Origin of the sequence: Paracoccus sp. PAMC 22219, from assembly GCF_000787695.1 — a bacterium.
Taxonomy (GTDB): domain Bacteria; phylum Pseudomonadota; class Alphaproteobacteria; order Rhodobacterales; family Rhodobacteraceae; genus Paracoccus.
The window spans coordinates 42,938-63,849 of sequence record NZ_BBPH01000021.1 but is presented as its reverse complement, the minus strand read 5'-3'; the positions used below and the strand labels follow the sequence as shown (position 1 = coordinate 63,849).

Sequence of the window (20,912 nt, the reverse complement as noted above, 5' to 3'; positions counted from 1 at the left end):
CACGCGGGTTCAACGCCGCCGATGGCCGCAGGGGTCCGTCAGCTTGGTGGCGGACGCTTGACCGGGGGCGCCTTAGACAGCTGCACCGCCAGGATGCCGGCCATGATGACCGCGACGCCGATCACGTCGCCCGCGCCCAAGGCCTCTCCCAGGAACAGGGCGGCGGTGGCCACGCCGAAGAAGGGCGTCAGGAAGTGGAACGTCGCCGCCCGAACCGCGCCGATGCGGCCGACCAGCATGAACCACACCCAGGTCGCGACCAGCCCCGGCACGATCACCGTATAAAGGAACGCCACGACCAGGCGCGGGGTATAGGTGACGTCCCAGGTCTCGAACCACGGCGCGATCAGGCCCAGGGTGACGGCACCGACCAGCATCTGCAGGCCCACGATCATCATGACGTTGCCGCCCGAACTGGCGCCCCGCACCGTCAGCGTGGCCACGGCCAGCGCCAGCGCCGCGACAAAGCACATGACGATCCCGGTCAGGTCGCTGCCGCCCTGCAGCCGCGCGCCCATGATGATCGCCACGCCCGCGACGCCCAGAACCAGCCCCGCCACGCCCATCGGGCGCAGGCGTTCGCCCATCAGGGTCCAGCCCAAAAAGGCCACCAGCAACGGCATGGTCGCGGCGATGATCGATGCCAGCCCGGCCTCGATCCACTGCATCGCGGTCCAGTTCAGGCCCAGGTACAGCGCGTTCTGGCACAGGCCCAGGATCAGCACCGCGCGCCATTGCACCCGCGTCAGGGTGCGCCAGGTCTGCCCGATGGCCAGCGCGATCAGCACGCCGATCACGCCCGACAGCGCAAAGCGCAGCGCCAGCGCCATCAGCGGCGGCGCCTCGGTCACGATCATCCGGGTCGAGGTGAAGGCCGATGCCCACATCACCGCGAAGGCCAGACCCATCAGCAACGCGCGGAGATCCATGGACCAGGCCTTTCTTGCAGGTGATGCAAAACGGCTAACAGAGCGCCGCCGCGGGGTGAAGCCATAAAGAAAAGGGGCCGTGCCCGATGGCACGACCCCGATCCGTCATCGCAGGTTCTGCGGATCAGCTGTTGACGCTGTCCTTCAGGGCCTTCGCGATGGTGACCTTGACCTGCTTGTCGGCGGGCTTGGTCATCATTTCCTGGGTCTGCGGGTTGCGGACCTGACGCTCGGGGCGTGCACGGCAAGCGATCTTGCCGATGCCCGGCAGGGTCACCGCGCCGCCGCCGGCGACTTCGCGGGTCACGATCGCCACGATCGCGTCCAGAGCGGCCGAAGCGGATTTCTTGTCCGAGCCCATTTCCTCGGCGATCGTCGCCACCAGTTGGGTCTTGGTCATCGGTTTTGCAGCAGCCGTAGCCATGGTCCGTCTCCTCTTGCCCTGTTGCACCGGGCCCACAAATTGCGCCTTTTGCGGCATATCGCCTGCTACACACGGTTTTGACGGGCAGATCAAGCCTTTTTCGCCCGACGCGCGAAAACCCGCGTTTGCTGCTGTTTTGTCGCCGCGCTACAGGAACGCCGTCTCGCTGAAGGACCGCAGCTTGCGCGAATGGATGCGTTCCAGGGGCATGTCGCGCAGCTTCTCCATCGCGCGGATGCCGATCAGCAGGTGGTTGGCGACCTGCGTGCGATAGAAGTCGGTGGCCATCCCCGGCAGCTTCAGCTCTCCGTGCAGCGGCTTGTCGCTGACGCACAGCAGCGTGCCGTAGGGGACCCGGAACCGGAACCCGTTCGCGGCGATCGTGGCGCTTTCCATGTCCAGCGCCACCGCGCGCGACAGCGACAGGCGGTGGACCGGTCCGGACTGGTCGCGCAGCTCCCAGTTGCGGTTGTCGATGGTGGCGACGGTGCCGGTGCGCATGATGCGCTTCAGCTCGTACCCGTCCAGCTGCGTGACCTCGGCCACGGCCTCCTGCAGGGCGACCTGGACCTCGGCCAGGGCCGGGATGGGCACCCAGACGGGCAGGTCGTCGTCCAGGACGTGATCCTCGCGCAGGTATGCATGGGCCAGGACGAAATCGCCCAGCGACTGACTGTTCCTGAGGCCCGCGCAATGGCCGACCATCAGCCAGACATGCGGGCGCAGCACGGCGATGTGGTCGGTCGCGGTCTTGGCGTTGGACGGGCCCACGCCGATATTGACCAGCGTGATCCCCTGCCCGTTGGCGCGCTTCAGGTGATAGGTCGGCATCTGCGGCAGCTTGGACAGCGGCACGATGGTGTCGTGCCCGTCGGTGATCTGCTGGTTTCCGGGCGCGACAAAGGCGGTATAGCCGCTGTCCGGGTCCGACAGGACGCGGCGGGCAAAGGCCTCGAACTCGTCGACATAGAACTGATAGTTGGTGAACAGCACGAAGTTCTGGAAATGCTCGGGCGCGGTGGCGGTGTAATGGGCCAGGCGCGCCAGCGAATAATCGACCCGCTGCGCGGTAAAGGCTGCCAGATGCTGGCTGCCGTCGGGCAATGCGCCCGCGACGCCGTTCACGATGTCATCGTTCATGGTGTTCAGGTCCGGCACGTCGAAGACGTCGCGCAGGCTGAAATCCAGCACGCCCTCCTGCGGGACGGCCAGGTCGCTTTGGGCGGCGACCGCGAAATGCACCGGCATCGGCGTGTCCGACAGGCCGATGCTGACCGGTACCTCGTGATTCTTGATCAGCAGGCCCAGCTGTTCGGTCAGGTAGTGCTGAAACAGGTCCGGACGCGTCACCGTCGCCGCATAGACGCCGGGTGCGACGACATGACCGAACGACAGGCGGCTGTCGATCTTGCCGTGGGTCGGGACGATCAGCCGCACCTCGGGGTAGAAGGCGCGATACCGCGCGACGGGGGACGCGCCTTCCAGGATGGCGGTGAAATGGCCCAGCAGAAAGCCGGTCGCCTGGTCGTACAGCGCACGCAGATGGGCCACGGCGGCGGCAGCATCGGTGAAATCGCGGGGTGCCGCGGCGTCGGGGGTCTGGACCGGCAGAAAGCGGGCGTCTGTCGTCATCGGATCTGTCCTTCTTGTTGCGCCGACCCTGCCAGCGGCGCGGGCGGCAGGCAAGCGTCTGGCGCAGCCGCGCGCGCGCCGTTACGGTGCCGTCATGAAGATGCTCGTTTTCGGTCACGGCTACAGCGCCGGCTTTCTGACACCCCTGCTGACCGCCCGCGGCTGGCAGGTCACCGGTACCACGCGCGACGACCCCGACCGCGTCGCAGCCGCGGGGGCGGAGCCCTTGTTGTGGCCGGGGTCCGAGGACGCGTTGCGTACAGCCATCCCCCAAGCCGACGCGATCCTGGTCAGCGCCGCGCCGGCCGGGACGGCGACCCCGTGCTGACAGCGTTCCGGGACGATCTGGCCCGCGCCCGCCCCCGTTGGCTGGGCTATCTGTCCACCACCGGTGTCTATGGCGACCGCGACGGAGGCTGGGTCGACGAGGATTCGGTTCTGGACGGATCGGGCGTGCGCGGCCAGGCCCGCATCGCCGCCGAGGCCGACTGGCAGGACCTGGCCCGCACCCATGACCTGCCGCTGCACATCTTTCGGCTGGCCGGGATCTATGGTCCCGGCCGCGGCCCGTTCCAGAAGGTCCGCGACGGCACCGCGCGCCGCATCATCAAGCCCGGCCAGGTCTTTTCGCGCATCCATGTCGAGGATATCGCCCAGGTCCTGATGGCCTCCATCGACGCGCCCGCGCCGATCGGCATCTACAACGTCTGCGACGACGACCCGGCCCCGCCCCAGGACGTGATCGCGCATGCCGCGACCCTGCTGGGCCTGCCGCTGCCGCCCGCCGTGCCCTTCGATCAGGCCGACATGACCCCCATGGCGCGGTCGTTCTATGGCGACAGCAAGCGGGTGCGGAACGATCGCATCAAGCGCGACCTTGGCGTCACGCTACGCTATCCTGACTATCGCAGCGGGCTGGCCGCGCTGCTGGCGCAGGGCGCGTGAGGCTGCGCGCCGCATTGCCTTTGCCCCCGGCCCGTGCATTCTGCTGGGCATGACACAGGATTTCGACATCGTGATTGCCGGGGGCGGGCTGAACGGCCCGACGCTGGCGCTGGCCCTGGCGCAGGTGGGTCTGCGCGTGGCCGTGGTCGACCCGCAGCCCGCGCGGGCACGGGCGGGCGCGGGGTTCGACGGGCGGGCCTATTCGCTGGCCATCGCCTCGGTCCGGGTGCTGCGGGCGCTTGGCCTGTGGGACCGGCTGGCCGCCGATGCCCAGCCCATCCACCAGATCAAGGCGTCCCAAGGCCAACCCGGAGAGGGCGCGGGCCATTTCTTCCTGCATTTCGACAGTGCCGAACTGGGCGAGGGCCCCGTCGGCCACATGCTGGAGGACCGCTTCCTGCACGCAGCTCTGGTCGACGCGATGGCGGGGGCGGTGACCACCCTGCCCGGCCTGTCCGTGACCGGACAGGAGGTCGGACCGGCGAATGTCACCGCGATCCTGTCCGATGGACAGCGCCTGACCGCACGCCTGCTGGTCGGCGCGGACGGGCGCGGGTCGGGCGTGGCCACGCGTGCGGGCATCAAGCGGCAGGGATGGGACTATGGCCAGACCGCGCTGGTCGCGGCCATCGACCACGCGCTGCCGCATCACGGCATCGCGCATCAGTATTTCATGGCGACCGGGCCGCTGGCGATCCTGCCTTTGCCCGGCAACCGCAGCAACATCGTCTGGTCGGAAACCGCCACGAATGCCGCAGCCATCGCCGCGCTGGACGACGACGACTTCCTGACGGTCCTGCGCCCGCGCTTTGGCGATTTCCTGGGCGCACTGTCACTGGCCGGGCCGCGGTTCAGCTATCCGCTGTCGCTGTCGCTGGCGCGCGACTATGCCGCCCCGCGTGTGGCGCTGGTTGGGGACGCGGCGCATGGGGTGCATCCGATCGCGGGTCAGGGCCTGAACCTGGGTCTGCGCGACGTGGCCGCTCTGGCCGAGGTGCTGGTCGACGCCGCCCGCCGCGGCGAGGATTTCGGCAGCCCGCTGGTGCTGGAGCGGTATCAGGCCTGGCGCAGGCCCGATGCTACAACACTGGCCTTGGGCATGGACGGGGTGAACCGGCTGTTCGCGACCGACAACCCGGCGGTGGCCGGGCTGCGCGGTGCGGGCATGGGCGCGGTCGATGCGCTGCCCGGGCTGCGGCGGGGCTTCATGCGGCAGGCGGCGGGGCTGGCCGTGTCGCCGATGCCGCGGATGCTGGCGGGTCAGGCGCTTTAACCTTCCCCGGCACGCCGTTTCGCGCCATAGGCTGCGCGCAGCACCGGGGGACGCCATGACACTTGACCGCTTTCTGCAGGATCTGGACCGCGACATCCGCAAGGCCGCCGATTGGGGCAAGGTCGCGGATTACATCCCGGAACTGGGCGGCGTCGCGCCGGATCAGTTCGGCATCGCGGTGGCGCTGGCCGACGGGCAGGTGCTGAGGGCGGGACAGGCCGACCAGGGGTTTTCGATCCAGTCGGTCAGTAAGGTCTTTGCCTTGGCCTGCGTGCTGGGCCGGATCGGCGAACAGCTTTGGTTGCGCGTGGGGCGCGAGCCGTCGGGCGACCGGTTCGATTCGATCCTGCTGCTGGAGCAGGAAAAGGGCCGCCCCCGCAACCCCTTCATCAACGCGGGCGCCATCGTCGTCACCGACGAGCTGCTGCGCGGCCGCAGCCCCCAGCTGACCTTGGCCGAGATCCTGGGCTTCGTGCGCGCGGCGGCCGAGGATGACGACATCCACATCGACAAGGCCGTCGCCCGGTCCGAGGCCCGCACCGGATACCGCAACGCCGCCCTGGCGCATTACCTGCGCAGCTTTGGCAACCTGCGCAATCCGCCGGACCATGTCATCGGCACCTATGTCCACCAATGCGCGATCGAGATGTCCTGCATTCAGCTGGCCCGCGCAGGTCGGGTGATCGCCGGGCTGGACTGTGCGCCGTCCCTGCTGGCCCCGGTGAAACAGCGGCGGATCAATGCGCTGATGATGACCTGCGGCCAGTATGACGGGTCGGGCAATTTCGCGTTCCGCGTGGGCATGCCCGCGAAATCGGGCGTGGGCGGCGGGCTGCTGGTCATCGCGCCGGGCAAGGCCTCCATCGCGATCTGGTCGCCGGGGCTGGATGGCTGGGGCAATTCCCAGATGGGCACGCTGGCCGCCGAAAAACTGGCCGAGTTCACGGGCTGGTCGGTCTTCGGCTGACGCTTCAGGCGACCATCTGCACGGCCTGCGCCAGATCGGCGCGCAGCTCTGACAGCGCCGCGGGGGCGCGATCGGGTGGCAGGCGCAGGATCAGACTGGGGTGCCAAGTGATCAGGACGGGGCCGCCGTCGCGCGCAGGCTCGACCAGGCCGCGCCGCGGGGTCAGCGGCTTGCGGTTGCCGGTCAGCGCGAAAGCCGCCGTCGCCCCCAAGGCCACGGTCAGACGCGGCGCGACCATCCGGCGTTCCAGGTCCAGCCACCAGCGGCATTGGTCCACATGGTCGCGGTCGGGCGTCTGGTGCAGGCGTCGCTTGCCGCGCGCGGTAAAGCGGAAATGCTTGACCGCGTTGGTCAGCCAAGCCCGGTCGGGGGCCAGACCCGCCTCGGCCATGGTGCGGTGCAGCAACTGGCCCGCGGGGCCGACAAAGGGCAGGCCGGCCAGATCCTCCTGATCGCCCGGCGCCTCTCCGACCAGCATCAGGCGGGCGGCGGGATCGCCCTGCCCCCAGACGGTCTGGGTCGCCGCATGACACAGCTCACACCGGGTGCAGCGGGCGGCCTGAGACGCGGCCTGCGCCAGCGTGTCGGGAATGCTGTCGTCGGGCTGCTGGCGCAAGCGGGCGGTGATCTTGGGCGCAAAGGCCGGCGCATCGGACGCGCCCGCGTCGCGCATGGCCTGAACCCGGCGCGGCGCATCGGCCAGCATATCGGGGATCAGGCGGGTCTCGGGCAGGTTCTTCCAGTATTTCTTGGGCATTTCCGACCGCATCGCATTGGTCTTGATGCGCGCCGGGTTGAAGATGTTGGCGAAATAGGTCTGCCACAGCCCGTGGCTGGCATCGTCGGGCAGATCGGGGCGCGGCGCCGGATCGTCATAGGCGATGGCATCGCCGTCGAACCGGGCGGTGCCTTCGGGCGTCGCGATCAGCCAGTCCATGTCGGCGAAGCGCTTGGCGAAGAAAGGCGTCCCGGCCTCCAGGATGGGGTGTTCGGGTTCGAACCAGGCACCAAAGGCCCGGCGCGGCCCGTCGGACGGCAGTTCGTGAAACCGGACAAAGGCGTGCATCTTGTGGATGTCGCGGCGCACCGATTTCGCCATCCGCGACAGGCGGTCCAGCATCGGATCGGCCGGGTTCGACAGAAAGCGCCGGTCGTCCTGTGCCCGCATCAGCGCGCCGTACAGCAGCGACCAGCGTTCCGGGTCGGAATGGCTGGCGACTTGGCGGGCCAGCTGCAGGAACTCCTGCGTGGCGACCACCGGATGATTGCGCGGCGGCGGGGCCGGGTCGGCGCCGAACAGATCGGGAGGCGTGTCGGGGTCAGCCCAGGTCACGTCCTCCATCGCGACGCGCGCGCTGGCCAGATCGCGGGCCGCCGCGCGCCAGGCGTCAAAGCGTCCGAACCGCGGCAGCGTGACCCGGATCATCAGAACAGCGACAGCTGTTCGGGCGGCGGCGCAAACCGTGCGCGCAGGCCCGCGCTGTCGGTCAGTGCGCCGGGCGTCCAGTCGGGCAGCGTGACGAAGGGCTGCGCCTTGGACATAATCGCGCCCATGCGCAGCAGGTCCGCATAGCGCAGCACGCCGTTTCGGCGCGCGGTCAGGATGCGGCCCACGGTCTTGGTGCCGAAACCCGGCACCCGCAGCAGCATCTCGCGCGGGGCGCGGGCGACATCGACCGGGAACTGCGCGCGGTTGGCCAGCGCCCAAGCCAGCTTGGGGTCGATCGCCAGATCCAGGTTGCCCGACGGATGCGCCGAGCCGATCTCTGTCGCGTCAAAGCCATAGAACCGCATCAGCCAGTCGGCCTGATACAGGCGGTGTTCGCGCATCAAGGGCGGCTTGATCAGCGGCAGCATGGCGGACGCGTCGGGGATCGGGCTGAAGGCAGAGTAATAGACCCGCTTCAGCTGATACCCCGAATAGAGATTGGCCGAGGTGTTCAGGATGTCCACGTCCGTTGCCTGATCCGCGCCCACGATCATCTGCGTGGACTGCCCGGCGGGGGCAAAGCGCGGCGGGCGCTTGCCGGTATGGCTGCGATCCTTGGCGGCCTCGCGGCCAAGACGGACGTCGGCCATGGTGGCGCGGATCGTCTCGGGGCGCTTTTCGGGGGCAAGGTGGCGCAAACTAGCATCCTGGGGCAGTTCGACATTCACCGACAGGCGGTCCGCGAACAGCCCCGCCTGCGCCACCAGATCGGGCGAGGCGTCGGGGATGGTCTTGAGGTGGATGTACCCCTTGAACCCGTGTTCGATCCGCAGCATCCGCGCGATGCGGACCATATCGCCCATCGTCTGGTCCGGGCTGCGGATGATGCCCGACGACAGGAACAGCCCCTCGATCATGTTGCGCCGATAGAATTCCAGCGTCAGCCGGACAACCTCCTCGGGCGAAAACCGGGCGCGTTCCACGTTGCTGCTGACGCGGTTGATGCAATAGGCGCAATCATAGATGCAGAAGTTCGTCATCAGAATCTTCAGCAGACTGATGCATCGCCCGTCCGGCGTATAGGCATGGCAGATCCCCGTGCCCCCGCCCGAGCCGATGCCCCCCGATCGCGAATCGCGTCGCGTCGTTCCGCTGGACGCACAGGATGCGTCGTATTTCGCGGCGTCCGACAGGATCGCCAGCTTGTCCTGCAAGGTGCGCTGTGCCATGTCGGGAAAGATATGTTCCCCATGCGTTCTTCGCAAGGCGTCGCGGATGAAACAAATGATGCGGAACCGTCACGGACGCGCGATGGTTGGCACCGCGTTCATCCGCCAGACGTGATGTGCATCGCAACAGCGAAAGGATATGATCGGGACCATGAACATACGCACCCTCGCCCTTGCGCCCGCCCTTCTTGCCGCCATGGCCTTTCCGGCCCTGGCCGAACGCATCCCGTTGAACGAGATCTCGCGCTATCTCAACAGCCTGACCACGGTTACGTCCGAGTTCACGCAGATCAACCCGGACGGCACGGTGTCGACGGGAACGGTCTATATCCAGCGTCCCGGCCGGGTACGGTTCGAATACGACAACGACCCGACGCTGGTGCTGGCATCGGGCGGCAACGTGGCGATCTTCGACGGCAAGTCGAACGGCGGCCCGCAGCAGTATCCGCTGTCGCAGACCCCGCTGTCGATCATCCTGGACGCCAACGTGAACCTTGGCCGTCAGGGCATGGTCACCGGTCACAGCGAACAGAACAACGGCACCATCGTGACCGCGCAGGACCCGCAGCGGCCCCAGAACGGCACCATCCAGATGGTGTTCACCGCGCCGACCGAACTGCGCCAGTGGGTCGTCACCGACGATACCGGCCAAAAGACCACCGTGATCCTGGGAGAGATGTCCAAGGGCGGCTCTATCCCGTCGTCGCAGTTCTCGATCCAGTCGGAGATGGGGCGCCGCTGACGGCGTGATTGCATCCTGACAATTGCGTGATTGACGTACCCCCATGTCGGGGGCAACGCTGCGGCCGATCCTATCCAAGGCCGCAGCCATGCCTCATTCCCGCATCCTGACACCCGTGCTGATCGGCGGATCACTGATCCTGCTGATCAACTTTGCGCTGCGCGCCAGTTTCGGCGTGTTCCAGATTCCCATCGCCGAGGATTTCGGCTGGCCGCGGGCGGAGTTTTCGCTGGCCATCGCGATCCAGAATCTGGCCTGGGGCATCGGCCAACCGATCTTCGGGGCGATGGCGGAACGGTGGGGCGACCGGTGGGCGATCATCGTCGGCGCGATCCTGTACAGCGCGGGCCTGATCCTGACCGCCTTTGCCACCACCCCGGCAAGCATCCAGCTGCTGGAGATCATCGTGGGTTTCGGCATCGCAGGCACCGGGTTCGGCGTGATCCTGGCCGTGGTCGGCCGCGCCGCCAGCGACGACAACCGCAGCCTGGCCCTGGGCATCGCCACCGCCGCCGGATCTGCGGGCCAGGTGTTTGGCGCCCCCTTGGCAGAGGGGCTGCTGGCCTTTTATCCCTGGCAGACGGTCTTCATCATCTTCGGGGTCATCGTGCTGGCCACGATGCTGTTCCTGCCGATGCTGGGCGACGGCAAGCCCGCAACCCGGTCGCAGCTGGAAGACAGCATGGGCACCGTACTGATGCGCGCCTTCCGCGACCCGTCCTTCATGATGATCTTTGCGGGGTTCTTCTCCTGCGGCTATCAGCTGGGCTTCATCACCGCGCATTTCCCCGCCATGATCACCGAGATGTGCGGCCCCATCGACCCGGCCGGCATGCTGGCGGGCCTGGGCATCACCACGACATCGGCGCTTGGGGCGATCGCCATCTCCCTGATCGGGCTGGCCAATATCGGCGGGGCGATCCTGGCGGGGTATCTGGGCAAGCGCTATACCAAGAAATACCTGCTGGCGGGCATCTATACCCTGCGCACCATCGCCGCCGCGGCCTTTATCTTGACGCCGATGACGCCCGGCACGGTGGTCCTGTTCTCTCTGGTCATGGGGGGGCTGTGGCTGGCCACGGTGCCGCTGACCTCGGGTTTGGTCGCCTATATCTATGGGCTGCGCTACATGGGGACGCTCTACGGGTTCGTGTTCCTGTCCCATCAACTGGGCTCGTTCATGGGGGTCTGGCTGGGCGGCAAGCTGTATGACGCGTCGGGCGACTATTTCCTGGTCTGGTGGATCGGCGTGGGCATCGGGGCCTTCAGCGCCCTGATCCACCTGCCCGTCCGCGAGGCGCCGTACCGCATGCCCGTCCCCGCCGTGTGACGCCTCCTGCCACCAGACCGTCATTTGACCCGGCGGCGCGCGCGGCCTAGCAATGCTGCGCGCGACCAAAGGACAGATCATGCAGCCCACCCGCACGCCTCACGACCACGCCATCGCCGTCCGCTATCAGCAGGCTCGGCCGAGGTGCGCGCCCTGCAGCGGCAATGCTATGCGCTGGCCACCCTGCGCCTGCGGGCCGCCGTGGATCAGGCCGGAGGTGGCGCCGGTCTGGCGATCCTCAGCGACATCGACGAGACGATCCTGGACAACAGCGCCGTCATGGCCGCCGCCATGCACAACGAAGGGATGTTCCAGAACCTGGACACCTGGCTGCTGTGGGAGCGCGAGGGCAACCCCCACCTGATCCCCGGCGCCGCCGAGTTCTTTGCCTTGGCTGACAGCCTGGGGGTCACGATCTTCTACGTCTCGGACCGGTTCGAGGAGAACAAGCTGGCCACCATCGCGACCCTGTCGCGCCTCGGCCTGCCGCAGGTCTGCGCCGAACAGGTGCTGCTGTTCGGGCCGCCCAAGGCGCGCGCCGCGCGCAGGTTGAAAGCGGCCACCGGATCGTCCTGCAGCTTGGCGACACGCTGCACGATTTCCATGGCGCGTTCGCCGGCGCCGCGCTGGAGGATCAGCACCGCCTGACAGACGACCACGCCGACCGCTTTGGTCAGGACTGGATCGTCTTCCCCAACGCCGCCCACGGCACCTGGATGGAGGCCGAGCTGCGCCCCTGGCAGCGCGCCTAGGGCCGCAACCGGCGTGCTGCGCGCGAGACCGCCCGCAACGGCGCCGTCACGCGCCAGGAAGTGCTGGCCATCAGTTCCGCCTCGCGGGCGGTGCCCCAGTGCTGTGCGGAATCGCGTTCGGCCCGCGCTTCCGCCAAGGAGTGCAGAGCCTTTGCCAGATCGTCCCGCAGGCGCGCCCCCTCGGTGGCCATCGCCTCGGCTTCGGCCTGCAGGCAGTCGCGTTCCTTGTGATGTTCGGCGGTGGCCCGTTCCACGCGATCGGCCAGTTCGTCCAGTCTGTCCGCCATCGCATCCGGGTCGTCCAGCGCGATGGCCAGGCGCAGGCGTTCATGCATCTCGCGGGCGCGCTGTTCGGTCAGCTGGCGCAGCTGGACAGAGGCGACGTGCTGTCGACGATCCGTCGCCACCAGGCGCTGCGCCTGATCTGCGATCTCGGCGTCGCGGCGGCCCGCTTCAAGCCCGGCACGGGTCAGGTCCTGACGCACCTGCGCGACCTCTGCCCTCAGGCTTTCGACGCGGCCCGACAGATGCGCCACCTCGCGCGCACGATGCACCGTGCGCAGCGCAAGCCCGTCGAACAGCGGGCCGCTGGCGTCCAGGGCCGAACGCAGTTCATCCAGACGGCCCTGATCCTGCGCGGATCCCGCATCATGCACCCATGCGCCCAGAACATCCTGCAGTTCGGCCACCACCGGCGGCAGGGGCTGCCCGTCGGGCCCGGTCGCCGATGCCCCTCGAAAATGCTGGAGGTCGCGGCTGAGAAAGTCGTCCACCGCCGGTCCGGCCTGATCGGGCGCCTGTGGCCACTCCAGGCCGAGCGCCTGCGCGACGTGTCGCGCGACCGTGCGCCAATCGTCCATCAGCGCCTCGAAGCTGGTAAAGCAGCGCGGCAGCGCGCGGCTGTCGGCCTCGGCGTCAAGGACGTGCCGCGCCCACAGGACCAGGCCGAATTCCGGCTCGTATTCCGCCCAACGCGACAGGGATGCGGCAACGTCCCACGCGGCGCGGTGGGTGTGGACGATCCGCACCCGGGCGCCAAAGCGGTCCAGTGCGGCGATCCAGAACGGCAGCAGGCGACAGATCCTGGGGTCCTTCATGACGAACAGCCGCGCATCGCCGTAATCCGCCCTCAGCACCTCCACCGCCTCGTCCAGCAAGGCGTCCGCCTCGGGGGTGCCGAACCAGGTGGCTGGGAAGCGGCGGGGGTCCCACCAGGTGAACCCGGCCTGCGCCAGCAGGCGGTCGTTCAGCCCGGTGATGCGGTTGGATTCAAAGAACCCCTTGGCGTTCATGTCCGAGGGCGCCATCAGGTCCTGCGGCAGCGCCGCACCCAGATGCCCCAGCACGCCGGCCAGCGCCGAAGTGCCGGACCTGTGCATCCCCAGCACGATCAGGGCGGTTCTGACCGGTGAAACGGTCAGGTCGGTCTGCGGACGGGTCGAGGTCATCTGATGCGTCTCCGGTCGGGGTCAGGGTCAGCGCGCCCTTCCTCCCAAGGGTTGCCGGTCAGCCATTCTGAATGGCACTGCCGGCGGTCTGCCTGATGTTCTGCTGGCATGACAAATGGTTGCCGTGGTTTCAAGCGAAAGATGTCCGGCGCGCCGTACCCCTCATGAGGAATGGCCCAAGACGTCTGCGGCGATCCTATCGTAGTAGGAATAGCCAGACCGCCAGTTCGCGTTCATCTGAGCCGGATTGAGCATTTCGGAAAGGTTCGAGAAATTCCCTTCATCGGGATGAACGCTCATGAAACGCGAGTTGTTTTGAAGAAGAACATGGGTCGGCGCCACCTCCTTCAATAGTGAAACGTCTATGCGACCTGTTCCATGCAGGAATACGGTGCGTTTAAAAGACGGCGTCAGAAATTTGCTCATCCAGTGAAACGAAGAGCCGCCGCTGATAAACAGCGTGCCTTCAGCGCCAGCATCATCCGACTCCCAGATCATAAATCTGCCAGTATTGCCGCCCAGTACGGCATAGTTGTCAAAATTCAAATTAACGTTTTCATTTTGCAACGAAATACCGGGAAAAGCCGCATCATGCTGTCCCAAGAGCTTATCACTCAAATCACCGATGCCGATCGAGAATTCTACACCTATATTCGGCACGACTGTATTGGTCCTGCCGAATCTGTGAAGAACGTCCTTAGCAGCAATTGCTGCGCCTACATCGCTCCAGTGACTGTCCGAGGGCCAGTACGATATATTTGAGTATCGTTTGAACTGATCAATTGGGCACGACATAAACTCCGCAAACCGCGATCGACGTAAAAATACAGCAAGAAAATTATTATCCGACACTGGAAAGGGTGCAAGCTCTGGAACGATAAGCTCCTTGGACGGCGCAATGCAAAAGCGCCACTGGATCTGCATTTCCTGAGCAAGCATGTCGAACCGTTCGAGATAGTCGTCCCAGACCTTCAGGCCGGGCGCGGGATTGAAAGTCCCCGCAGCCTGCTCGAGAATTCCGTTCGATGAACTGAGAAACAGCCAGCCGTTGGCACCCAGCATGACGTTGTCCGGCGCCTCGACCTCTCCGGCAAGTTGCAGCTTGCGGGTGCCATCCTGGAACAGCGCATAGACCTGGAACGGCTGCGCCTCGGTCAGAACGGCGAAACCGTGGCAGTCGTCAGAGGTCTCGACGCCGATACGTCCCAAATGGGCAGTCACGTCGGGCCGCATCAGCGTTTTCGAAACAGCGACGCGATGGGTCGGAAACTCTATCTGCACCTCGGTTACCGAAGGGACGGCCCAACCCGAAAAGGCAAGCGCATCAAGATCCCGGAAAAGTCCGGACTTGGGCTTGTCCAGAAAGACGTCGGTACCGTGTCGGGTAATTCGAATTGCATGAACCATTGCGTTGCATCCGGGCCTATTTCAGACCCGCTCCTCATCGTCCTTGTGCAGAAATACCGACTCCAGCCCCATGCGCGCGGCGATGGCGGGCCACAGGCGCTCGATCAGGTGATACTCGGTGCCGTCGGTCGGGATGGGCTCGTTGGGCCAGGCGTGGTCCTCTCCGAACAGGTCCAGCATCTGCCGGGCGACATCGGCGCGGGTCCAGAACATGTTGCCCACCGGGAACAACAACGGATTCCGCGGCATCGGCCCCGGAAAGCGGTCGGCGATGCCCGGCAGCAGACGCCGCGAATCGTCCCAGGGGACGAAATGCGGTTCGAACGGGGCGACCAGCCCCACGCCGGGTTCGGCGATCCGGCTGATGGCCGACGACAGCATGTCCTGATCGCCCAGCAGGATGCGATGAAGGAAGCGGCGCCAGACGTCGCCATGCGACGTCGTCTGGACCGATTTCTTCTGGTGCAGGTGGCACCAGATCAGGTCGTCGCCCGCCAGCCCGTCGCGGCCGAACAGTCGCAGAAAAGGCAGGATGTCCCGGCCCTGGTTCGGCACCAGCTGCGTCTGGATGGTCAGGCCGCGGTCGGCACCCATCTGGCGGATCTGCGCGGCCTTGAGCTCGGTATCGGTGGTCACGACGATGCGCGAGGCGCGCGCAAAGGCCGCCTGGTCGCGCAGGGCGTCGTCCAGATCGTCGATGTAGAACGCGTGGACGTGGATCGCAAAGTCGCCCACCCCGGCGTCATCAGGCGCGATGGCGCGGTACTCCTCCAGGCGCAGGCTGCGGTGCACCCAGTTGTCCGATGCGGCGATGGTCGTGCGCGCGTCATCCACGTCGCGCCACAGCAGGCGGCGGTCATAGCGGAACAGCTTCTCGCGCTCTCGCTGGCGCAGGGGGCGATCGGCCGTTGATTTGGAGAACAGCAGCGGAATGTCGATCCGGCTTTCGCCGAGGACAAAGTTGCGCTGCCGCGCCAGCCGGTCCTGCAGGGCGCCGCGCATGCGATCGAACAGCAGCGGCCCATCGTTTCGGGCGGTGGTCGCGTCCTGATCGGGAGTGCCCGTCTTGCGGGGCAGCGTCAGCAGGGCCCGAACCGCCGCCGCCGGATCGGCATAGGGCGTGCGCGTGATCCGATCGGACCCGCGATACCGGTCGTCGGCAAAGCCTGTCGCGCCGTCGAAACAGACCATCGTCTGACCGCGCCGCACCGCGTCGAACACCACGTTCGGCAAAGGGTCCAGGCGCGACGACAGGAACATCGAATCAGCGGCGTCCATGAGGTCCAGATACAGCGGGCCCGCCGGCAGCATGAACAGGTTGCCATCCGGCCGGTTCGCACCAACCTGGCGAAGGTGATAGTCGAACCAGACCCCGAATCCCATGTCCTGATGGTTCTGGCCGTCGCCGATCCACACGAAGACGGTATCCGGGTCGGTGTCGGCGCAGATCTGTGCGGCCTGCACAAAGATGTCGGTACCCTTGCGCCACTGGACATGGCCCGCGCCGCAGACGATGCGCGCGTCCGCCAGATCGCGGCCCAGAGCGGAGGAAATCCTTTGCCGTGCCTCGACGAGGCGCTGTTCGGTGACCCGGCCGTCGATCAGCGGATGCTGGGGAATGATGGTGCTGTCATTTGCGGTATCAAAATCGACATCCGCCAGACGCCCCTGCCAGCTGTCGCGGACATGCTCGGACGAGAATATAAGAAGGTCCGCAAAGGCGGCCATGTACAGCGATTTCCACGACGGGAACGTATAGTCGGCATATTCGTGGATATAGGCCGCAAAGGGGATATCCTGGGCGACCAGCGGATGGATGAATGGCGCGCATTCGACCGAGTTGAGGATGGCGTGGTCGATCCCGCGGAACACGTCCGCGTTCACATAGGGCATCTCGCGCAGCGGGTTATCGGTGACCAGGGCACCGCAGCAATGCGGCAGGAACTGGTCCAGCAGATCGCCGCCGCGCAGGGCGGCCACCACAACGTTATGGGTGCGGCTTGCCTCACGGACCAGATCGCGGCCAACGACGGGTGCGCCGGTGCGCGACATCTCGTGAACGCAGATCAGAACGGTCGGCAGTTCGGGGCGAAACACCTGGCGTCCCGAGTGAAACCCCTTGCGCAGGTCCGCCAGCGTGCGGCGACCGCCTTCCATCGATCCAAAGCGCAGATAGTGCATCAGCGGGTTCATGCCCGCTGCCTCGATGTCCGGATACCACTCCAGATATGCCTGCATCGAGAAATCCGAGATGTCCGAATCGACGGGTGCGCCCAACTGGATCGCCTCGAATGCCAGATGCAGGGCATCGGGATGCCGGGCGTCAATCAACGTCCGGATATCGGGGTGGGTGATCAGCTTGTCCAGCGCAGCATCAATATGGGGCGCCTGCCTGCGCAGCAGGCTGTAATAGGTGCCATGGCGTCCCTCGGACCGTCCATGATCGGTATAGTGATGCAGCAATGTTGCATCGTCGCGTCCAAGCTCTGGATAGGTGCGCGCGTAGAATTCGGAATCGAAACGGAAATCGGGTCGTTGGTCGACGATCCCCGCTCGGCCGGCAAGCGTCGTCCAGATGTCGTTGGGATAAGGCATTCAGGCTCCTGCAAAGGCGGCGGCAAGAAAGGTAAAGCGCCGGTCGTCAGTCATCGTCCGCCCAGCAAGATCGCGTGATACCGTTGCCAGCAGCGGGCTGCTGGCGACCATCGGGGCCAAGCGAAATGCTGTCACGCTTCCGTCCGGCAGGGCCGACCATGCGACAGGAGTGTCATCATGTAAGGCGTCCTGTTCGTCCTGAGGTTGATAATAGCGCAATTCGCATAAATGTTCGGCAAGAAGCCGCTGACAGAGGCACAAGCATTCGGCCAACACTTCGAAGGCGGAATGTCTGGGGGTCAGGTGGGAGACACGCAGAACCGCGCCGCCGACCTCGCCCGGCGCAGTGTCCCAGCCGCTTGCATCGAATGCCCCCACCGGACCCGCCAGCACGATGAAATCGTTTTCTTTCAAAAGCTCAGCAGACAGCAATTGTACTGGCTGATCTGCTTTTGCATGTAAAATCACTACCATGCCTGCTCCTTCCAGTCGGCCTGTTCCGCAATGCGGTGCTGCCCAAAGACCCGGATTGCGGCGACCGCAGGGGGCTTATGGCCAGCCCTGCAGTTGTTTGCAATGCAGCATGTTTCCGGTATGGGTGATCTCGCCGAGGCCAGGTTGCGCCGCGCATGTCAGTCACGATCAGTCTGCGTTACGACGGAACACCGCGAAAAAACGGATACCTTATCATGACTCGAACCCTAGTAATTGGCGGCTGCGGCTTCATCGGATCCCATATCGTCGACGCGCTTATCGCCCACGGACACCGCGTGCGCGTGCTGGATATGAAGCCCGAGGCCTTTCGCCCTCCTCTGCCGGGGGTTGAGTACGTCAGGGGCAGCTTTTCATCCGAGGACGTTCTGAAGGTCGCCCTGCGCGACGTCGATTCGGTTATCCACAGTGCCAGCACAACGGTGCCTGCGACGTCGAACATGAACCCCTGCGCCGACATCGAAGGCAACCTGATCGCAACTGTCCGGCTGTTGCACGCGATGCGCACCCGGAACATCAAGAAGCTGGTGTTTCTGTCATCCGGCGGGACCGTCTATGGCGTGCCCCAGTGCGAGGAGGTTCCCGAAAGCCACCCGCTGGTTCCGATCAGCTCGTACGGCATCGTCAAGGTCGCGATCGAGAACTATCTGCACATGGAGCGCAAGCTTCATGGCCTGGACTTCGTCGCGTTACGTGCGTCGAACCCCTACGGCCCACGTCAGGGCAATGCCGGCCTGCAGGGCATCATTGGCACGTACCTTTGGAAGATTGCACAAGGCGAGCAGATCGAGGTCTGGGGCGACGGCAGCATCATCCGGGACTTCATTGATGTGCGCGACCTTGCAAACCTGTCGGCGATTGCCTTGGAAGCGCCGATCAACGGCTGTTTCAACGCCGGTTCGGGTGAAGGTGCTTCGGTCAAGCGCATCGTCGAGCTGACGGCGGAGATCACTGGCCGGGACCTGTCACCCCTCTATCGGCCGGGCCGCGGCTTCGACGTGCCCAGGATCATTCTGGACATCGCCAGGATTCGCAAGGCCGTCGGATGGAACCCCACCATCACGCTGGAACAGGGCATGCGGGACAGTTGGGACTGGATATCCCAGCAGCAGCGGGTTTCGGCCGTCGCCTAGGCGGCTGCCTGTTGGCCTGACCCCCGCACCTCGCTATATCATCGCGCAAGGCACGACGGAATGTCGAACCATGCGCAAAGGCGGGGCGGGGCAATGAGAATTCTATTGGTGGGCGCGGGACTGTCCGGTGCCGTGATCGGACGCGAACTGGCCGAGGCCGGGCATGACTGCCGCATCATCGATGCGCGCCCTCATATCGCCGGCAACTGCCATACGGAACGCGACGCCGATACCGGCGTCATGATGCATGTCTATGGCCCGCACATCTTCCACACCGACGACGAGGGCGTGTGGGATTACGTCAACCGCTTTGCGCGCTTCATGCCGTTCCAGAACCGGGTCAAGACGACCGCGCAGGGCCGGGTCTATTCGCTGCCCGTGAACCTGCTGACGATCAACCAGTTCTTCGGCACGACCCTGCGCCCCGAAGAGGCCCGCGCCTTCATCGAATCCAAGGCCGACACGACCATCACCGATCCGCAAAGCTTCGAAGATCAGGCCCTGCGTTTCGTGGGCCCCGAACTCTACGAGGCGTTCTTCAAGGGATATACCGAAAAGCAGTGGGGATGTTCGCCGACCGAGCTGCCGGCCTCGATCCTCAAGCGGCTGCCGGTGCGGTTCAACTATGACGACAACTATTTCTTCCATCGCTTTCAGGGGATGCCGCAGGACGGATACACCGCGATGGTCGCGGCCATTCTGGATCACCCGCGCATCAAGGTCGAACTGGGCACCGAATACAGCCCCGAGATGGCGTCGGATGCCGACCACGTCTTCTGGTCGGGACCGCTGGACGGGTATTTCGACTATCGCCTTGGCCGGCTTGGCTATCGCACGCTGGATTTCGAACGCTTCAATCATGACGGCGACCATCAGGCTGCGCGGTGATGAACTATGGCGACCGCGACGTGCCATTTACCCGGATCACCGAGCACAAGCATTTCAGCCCGTGGGAAAGCCATCAGGGGTCGGTCTGCTATCGCGAATTCTCGCGCCAGGCAGAGCCGGGCGACACGCCCTATTACCCGATCCGCCTGGTCGAGGAGAAATCCCTGCTGGAGCAGTATGTCGACCTGGCAAACGCCACCCCCGGCGTGACCTTCGTCGGTCGCCTTGGCACCTATCGCTATCTGGACATGGACGTGACGATCCGTGAGGCGCTGGAGACGGTCGCGGCCTTCGACCGGGATGGCGGCGCGATGCCCGCCTTCGTCAAATCCCCGATCTGAGAGGCGTATCATGTTCGGAAAGTCGTCATCCCGCCCATCGGTGGGTACCGCCGCCAAGGATTTCACCACCACGACACCCGGCCACCGCCTGCAGTTCCTGAAGGGCAGTGACACGCTGATCGTGTCTTTTGACAACGCGGCACGGGCCAAGAATACCCCATTCCAAGGTCGCACGATCTGGGGTGAAAAATTCTACCGCGAGGAAGGCCACTCACTGCTGGGTGTAATCGCGGCGACGAACGACTGGTTCCGCTGCCGCCATCTGATCACCGCGCTGGAAGATCTGTCCGGATCGGGATTTTTCCGACAGTTCGAAAACGTGGTGTTTGCCGGCAGCTCGATGGGGGCTTTCGGCGCCGCTGCATTTGCACCGCTTGCGCCGGGGTGCACGGTGCTGTCGCTCAGCCTCAGGCAACGCTGGACCGCGCTCGCGTTCCGTGGGAACGCCGATTCGCCGAAGGTCTGGATCAGGATTGGTCTTTGCCCTACGGGGATGCGGCCACAGGGCTCAGGGCGGCGAAGAACGCCTATGTCTTCTATGATCCGCTGAACCGTCCCGACAAGCGGCATGCTGACATGATCGCCGTCGCGCCGGCCACACGCATGGTGGCTGTTCCTGCCGGGGGCCATGGCGTCCCGCCCATGCTTGTCCAGACAGGCCTGATGAAGCGGATCAGCCGTCAGGTCATCGCGGGTCAATTCCAACTTCCGGAATTCGCCGCCGCCATCCGGTCGCGAAAGACCACCATCCGCTACTACAGAATGCTGGCGCGCGAGGCCCTGCTGCGCGGTCGTCCGTCGCTGTGCCTTCGTGTCTGCGCGGCCGGACTTGTGCGTTTTCCGCATTCCGACCTTAGCGAGACCCGTGCCCTTGCCCTTGCGGCACAGGGCAAACCGGTGCTGGCCTTGCGTGCGATGGACGACGCCCGCGACCGCCTGATGCGCAACGCCTGACA

The 20,912-nt window shown here is 65.6% G+C and carries 17 protein-coding genes and 2 pseudogenes; 10 read left to right on the top strand and 9 right to left on the bottom strand.

What is annotated here, in order from left to right; translation table 11 throughout:
- Positions 1-38 precede the first annotated feature (38 nt).
- From TY51_RS03720 to TY51_RS03710, 3 genes are all read right to left on the bottom strand, one after another.
- Complete coding sequence (locus TY51_RS03720; protein WP_042246025.1) at positions 39-929, bottom strand: DMT family transporter; 891 nt, start codon at positions 927-929, stop codon at positions 39-41.
- A 124-nt stretch (positions 930-1,053) separates the two neighbouring features.
- Positions 1,054-1,353 carry an HU family DNA-binding protein gene (locus TY51_RS03715; RefSeq protein WP_042246023.1) on the bottom strand — a complete coding sequence of 100 codons (300 nt, stop codon included), beginning with the start codon at positions 1,351-1,353 and terminating at the stop codon, positions 1,054-1,056.
- Between the two features lie 147 nt (positions 1,354-1,500).
- On the bottom strand, positions 1,501-2,985 hold the full coding sequence (locus TY51_RS03710; RefSeq protein ID WP_042246021.1) for an AMP nucleosidase: 1,485 nt from the start codon (positions 2,983-2,985) through the stop codon (positions 1,501-1,503).
- Between the two features lie 94 nt (positions 2,986-3,079).
- On the opposite strand from TY51_RS03710, the pseudogene TY51_RS03705 reads away from it, so the two are divergent.
- From TY51_RS03705 to TY51_RS03695, 3 genes and pseudogenes are all read left to right on the top strand, one after another.
- Positions 3,080-3,930: pseudogene (locus TY51_RS03705) on the top strand (SDR family oxidoreductase).
- A 49-nt stretch (positions 3,931-3,979) separates the two neighbouring features.
- A complete protein-coding gene (locus TY51_RS03700) occupies positions 3,980-5,203 on the top strand; it encodes a UbiH/UbiF/VisC/COQ6 family ubiquinone biosynthesis hydroxylase (RefSeq protein ID WP_042246018.1) in 1,224 nt (407 codons plus the stop codon).
- Between the two features lie 55 nt (positions 5,204-5,258).
- Positions 5,259-6,170: a glutaminase gene (locus TY51_RS03695; RefSeq protein ID WP_042246016.1), complete on the top strand. Its 912-nt coding sequence runs from the start codon at positions 5,259-5,261 to the stop codon at positions 6,168-6,170.
- A 4-nt stretch (positions 6,171-6,174) separates the two neighbouring features.
- Here TY51_RS03695 and TY51_RS03690 read toward each other — a convergent pair whose 3' ends face one another.
- Both TY51_RS03690 and TY51_RS03685 read right to left on the bottom strand, forming a co-directional pair.
- Positions 6,175-7,596 (bottom strand): UdgX family uracil-DNA binding protein, encoded by a 1,422-nt coding sequence (locus TY51_RS03690; RefSeq protein WP_156117865.1) that lies wholly within the window; start codon positions 7,594-7,596, stop codon positions 6,175-6,177.
- Entirely contained in the window at positions 7,596-8,828 is a 1,233-nt protein-coding gene (locus TY51_RS03685; RefSeq protein WP_042246013.1) for a putative DNA modification/repair radical SAM protein, read from the bottom strand. The genes TY51_RS03690 and TY51_RS03685 overlap by 1 nt, the downstream gene beginning before the upstream one ends.
- 151 nt (positions 8,829-8,979) lie before the next feature.
- Between TY51_RS03685 and TY51_RS03680 the strand changes: the two genes are divergently transcribed.
- The 3 genes from TY51_RS03680 (at position 8,980) to TY51_RS03670 (ending at position 11,548) form a co-directional block, all read left to right on the top strand.
- Positions 8,980-9,570, top strand: a complete 591-nt coding sequence (locus tag TY51_RS03680) for an outer membrane lipoprotein carrier protein LolA (protein WP_042246044.1) — start codon at positions 8,980-8,982, stop codon at positions 9,568-9,570.
- Between the two features lie 88 nt (positions 9,571-9,658).
- Entirely contained in the window at positions 9,659-10,900 is a 1,242-nt protein-coding gene (locus TY51_RS03675; protein ID WP_042246010.1) for an MFS transporter, read from the top strand.
- A 144-nt stretch (positions 10,901-11,044) separates the two neighbouring features.
- Complete coding sequence (locus tag TY51_RS03670) at positions 11,045-11,548, top strand: HAD family acid phosphatase (protein ID WP_052649738.1); 504 nt, start codon at positions 11,045-11,047, stop codon at positions 11,546-11,548.
- Positions 11,549-11,648: 100 nt separating this feature from the next.
- On the opposite strand, the gene TY51_RS03665 is transcribed toward TY51_RS03670, so the two are convergent.
- From TY51_RS03665 to TY51_RS03650, 4 genes are all read right to left on the bottom strand, one after another.
- Positions 11,649-13,100, bottom strand: a complete 1,452-nt coding sequence (locus TY51_RS03665) for a sulfotransferase family protein (protein WP_042246007.1) — start codon at positions 13,098-13,100, stop codon at positions 11,649-11,651.
- Positions 13,101-13,262: 162 nt separating this feature from the next.
- Positions 13,263-14,507 (bottom strand): hypothetical protein, encoded by a 1,245-nt coding sequence (locus TY51_RS03660; RefSeq protein ID WP_042246004.1) that lies wholly within the window; start codon positions 14,505-14,507, stop codon positions 13,263-13,265.
- 21 nt (positions 14,508-14,528) lie between these two features.
- The gene (locus TY51_RS03655) at positions 14,529-17,102 is read right to left on the bottom strand and encodes a rhamnan synthesis F family protein (RefSeq protein WP_042246001.1); all 2,574 of its coding nucleotides are present in this window, start codon (positions 17,100-17,102) and stop codon (positions 14,529-14,531) included.
- Complete coding sequence (locus TY51_RS03650) at positions 17,103-17,576, bottom strand: hypothetical protein (RefSeq protein ID WP_042245998.1); 474 nt, start codon at positions 17,574-17,576, stop codon at positions 17,103-17,105. It abuts the gene before it with no gap.
- Between the two features lie 215 nt (positions 17,577-17,791).
- Here TY51_RS03650 and TY51_RS03645 point away from each other — a divergent pair, with 215 nt between their 5' ends.
- From TY51_RS03645 to TY51_RS03635, 4 genes and pseudogenes are all read left to right on the top strand, one after another.
- Entirely contained in the window at positions 17,792-18,727 is a 936-nt protein-coding gene (locus TY51_RS03645) for an NAD-dependent epimerase/dehydratase family protein (protein WP_052649736.1), read from the top strand.
- 93 nt (positions 18,728-18,820) lie between these two features.
- Positions 18,821-19,956 (top strand): annotated as a pseudogene (glf, locus tag TY51_RS03640) (UDP-galactopyranose mutase).
- Between the two features lie 10 nt (positions 19,957-19,966).
- A complete protein-coding gene (locus TY51_RS21645; RefSeq protein ID WP_197054630.1) occupies positions 19,967-20,506 on the top strand; it encodes a hypothetical protein in 540 nt (179 codons plus the stop codon).
- 92 nt (positions 20,507-20,598) lie between these two features.
- A complete protein-coding gene (locus tag TY51_RS03635) occupies positions 20,599-20,910 on the top strand; it encodes a hypothetical protein (protein ID WP_197054629.1) in 312 nt (103 codons plus the stop codon).
- The last annotated feature ends 2 nt before the right edge of the window (positions 20,911-20,912 follow it).

Excerpts from the sequence above, each read along its gene's own strand:
- TY51_RS03720 (WP_042246025.1), bottom strand. The coding sequence starts at position 929 with ATGGATCTCCGCGCGTTGCTGATGGGTCTGGCCTTCGCGGTGATGTGG.
- TY51_RS03715 (WP_042246023.1), bottom strand. The coding sequence starts at position 1,353 with ATGGCTACGGCTGCTGCAAAACCGATGACCAAGACCCAACTGGTGGCG.
- TY51_RS03710 (WP_042246021.1), bottom strand. The coding sequence starts at position 2,985 with ATGACGACAGACGCCCGCTTTCTGCCGGTCCAGACCCCCGACGCCGCG.
- TY51_RS03700 (WP_042246018.1), top strand. The coding sequence starts at position 3,980 with ATGACACAGGATTTCGACATCGTGATTGCCGGGGGCGGGCTGAACGGC.
- TY51_RS03695 (WP_042246016.1), top strand. The coding sequence starts at position 5,259 with ATGACACTTGACCGCTTTCTGCAGGATCTGGACCGCGACATCCGCAAG.
- TY51_RS03690 (WP_156117865.1), bottom strand. The coding sequence starts at position 7,596 with ATGATCCGGGTCACGCTGCCGCGGTTCGGACGCTTTGACGCCTGGCGC.
- TY51_RS03685 (WP_042246013.1), bottom strand. The coding sequence starts at position 8,828 with ATGGCACAGCGCACCTTGCAGGACAAGCTGGCGATCCTGTCGGACGCC.
- TY51_RS03680 (WP_042246044.1), top strand. The coding sequence starts at position 8,980 with ATGAACATACGCACCCTCGCCCTTGCGCCCGCCCTTCTTGCCGCCATG.
- TY51_RS03675 (WP_042246010.1), top strand. The coding sequence starts at position 9,659 with ATGCCTCATTCCCGCATCCTGACACCCGTGCTGATCGGCGGATCACTG.
- TY51_RS03665 (WP_042246007.1), bottom strand. The coding sequence starts at position 13,100 with ATGACCTCGACCCGTCCGCAGACCGACCTGACCGTTTCACCGGTCAGA.
- TY51_RS03660 (WP_042246004.1), bottom strand. The coding sequence starts at position 14,507 with ATGGTTCATGCAATTCGAATTACCCGACACGGTACCGACGTCTTTCTG.
- TY51_RS03655 (WP_042246001.1), bottom strand. The coding sequence starts at position 17,102 with ATGCCTTATCCCAACGACATCTGGACGACGCTTGCCGGCCGAGCGGGG.
- TY51_RS03650 (WP_042245998.1), bottom strand. The coding sequence starts at position 17,576 with ATGGTAGTGATTTTACATGCAAAAGCAGATCAGCCAGTACAATTGCTG.
- TY51_RS03645 (WP_052649736.1), top strand. The coding sequence starts at position 17,792 with ATGACTCGAACCCTAGTAATTGGCGGCTGCGGCTTCATCGGATCCCAT.
- TY51_RS21645 (WP_197054630.1), top strand. The coding sequence starts at position 19,967 with ATGTTCGGAAAGTCGTCATCCCGCCCATCGGTGGGTACCGCCGCCAAG.
- TY51_RS03635 (WP_197054629.1), top strand. The coding sequence starts at position 20,599 with ATGCTTGTCCAGACAGGCCTGATGAAGCGGATCAGCCGTCAGGTCATC.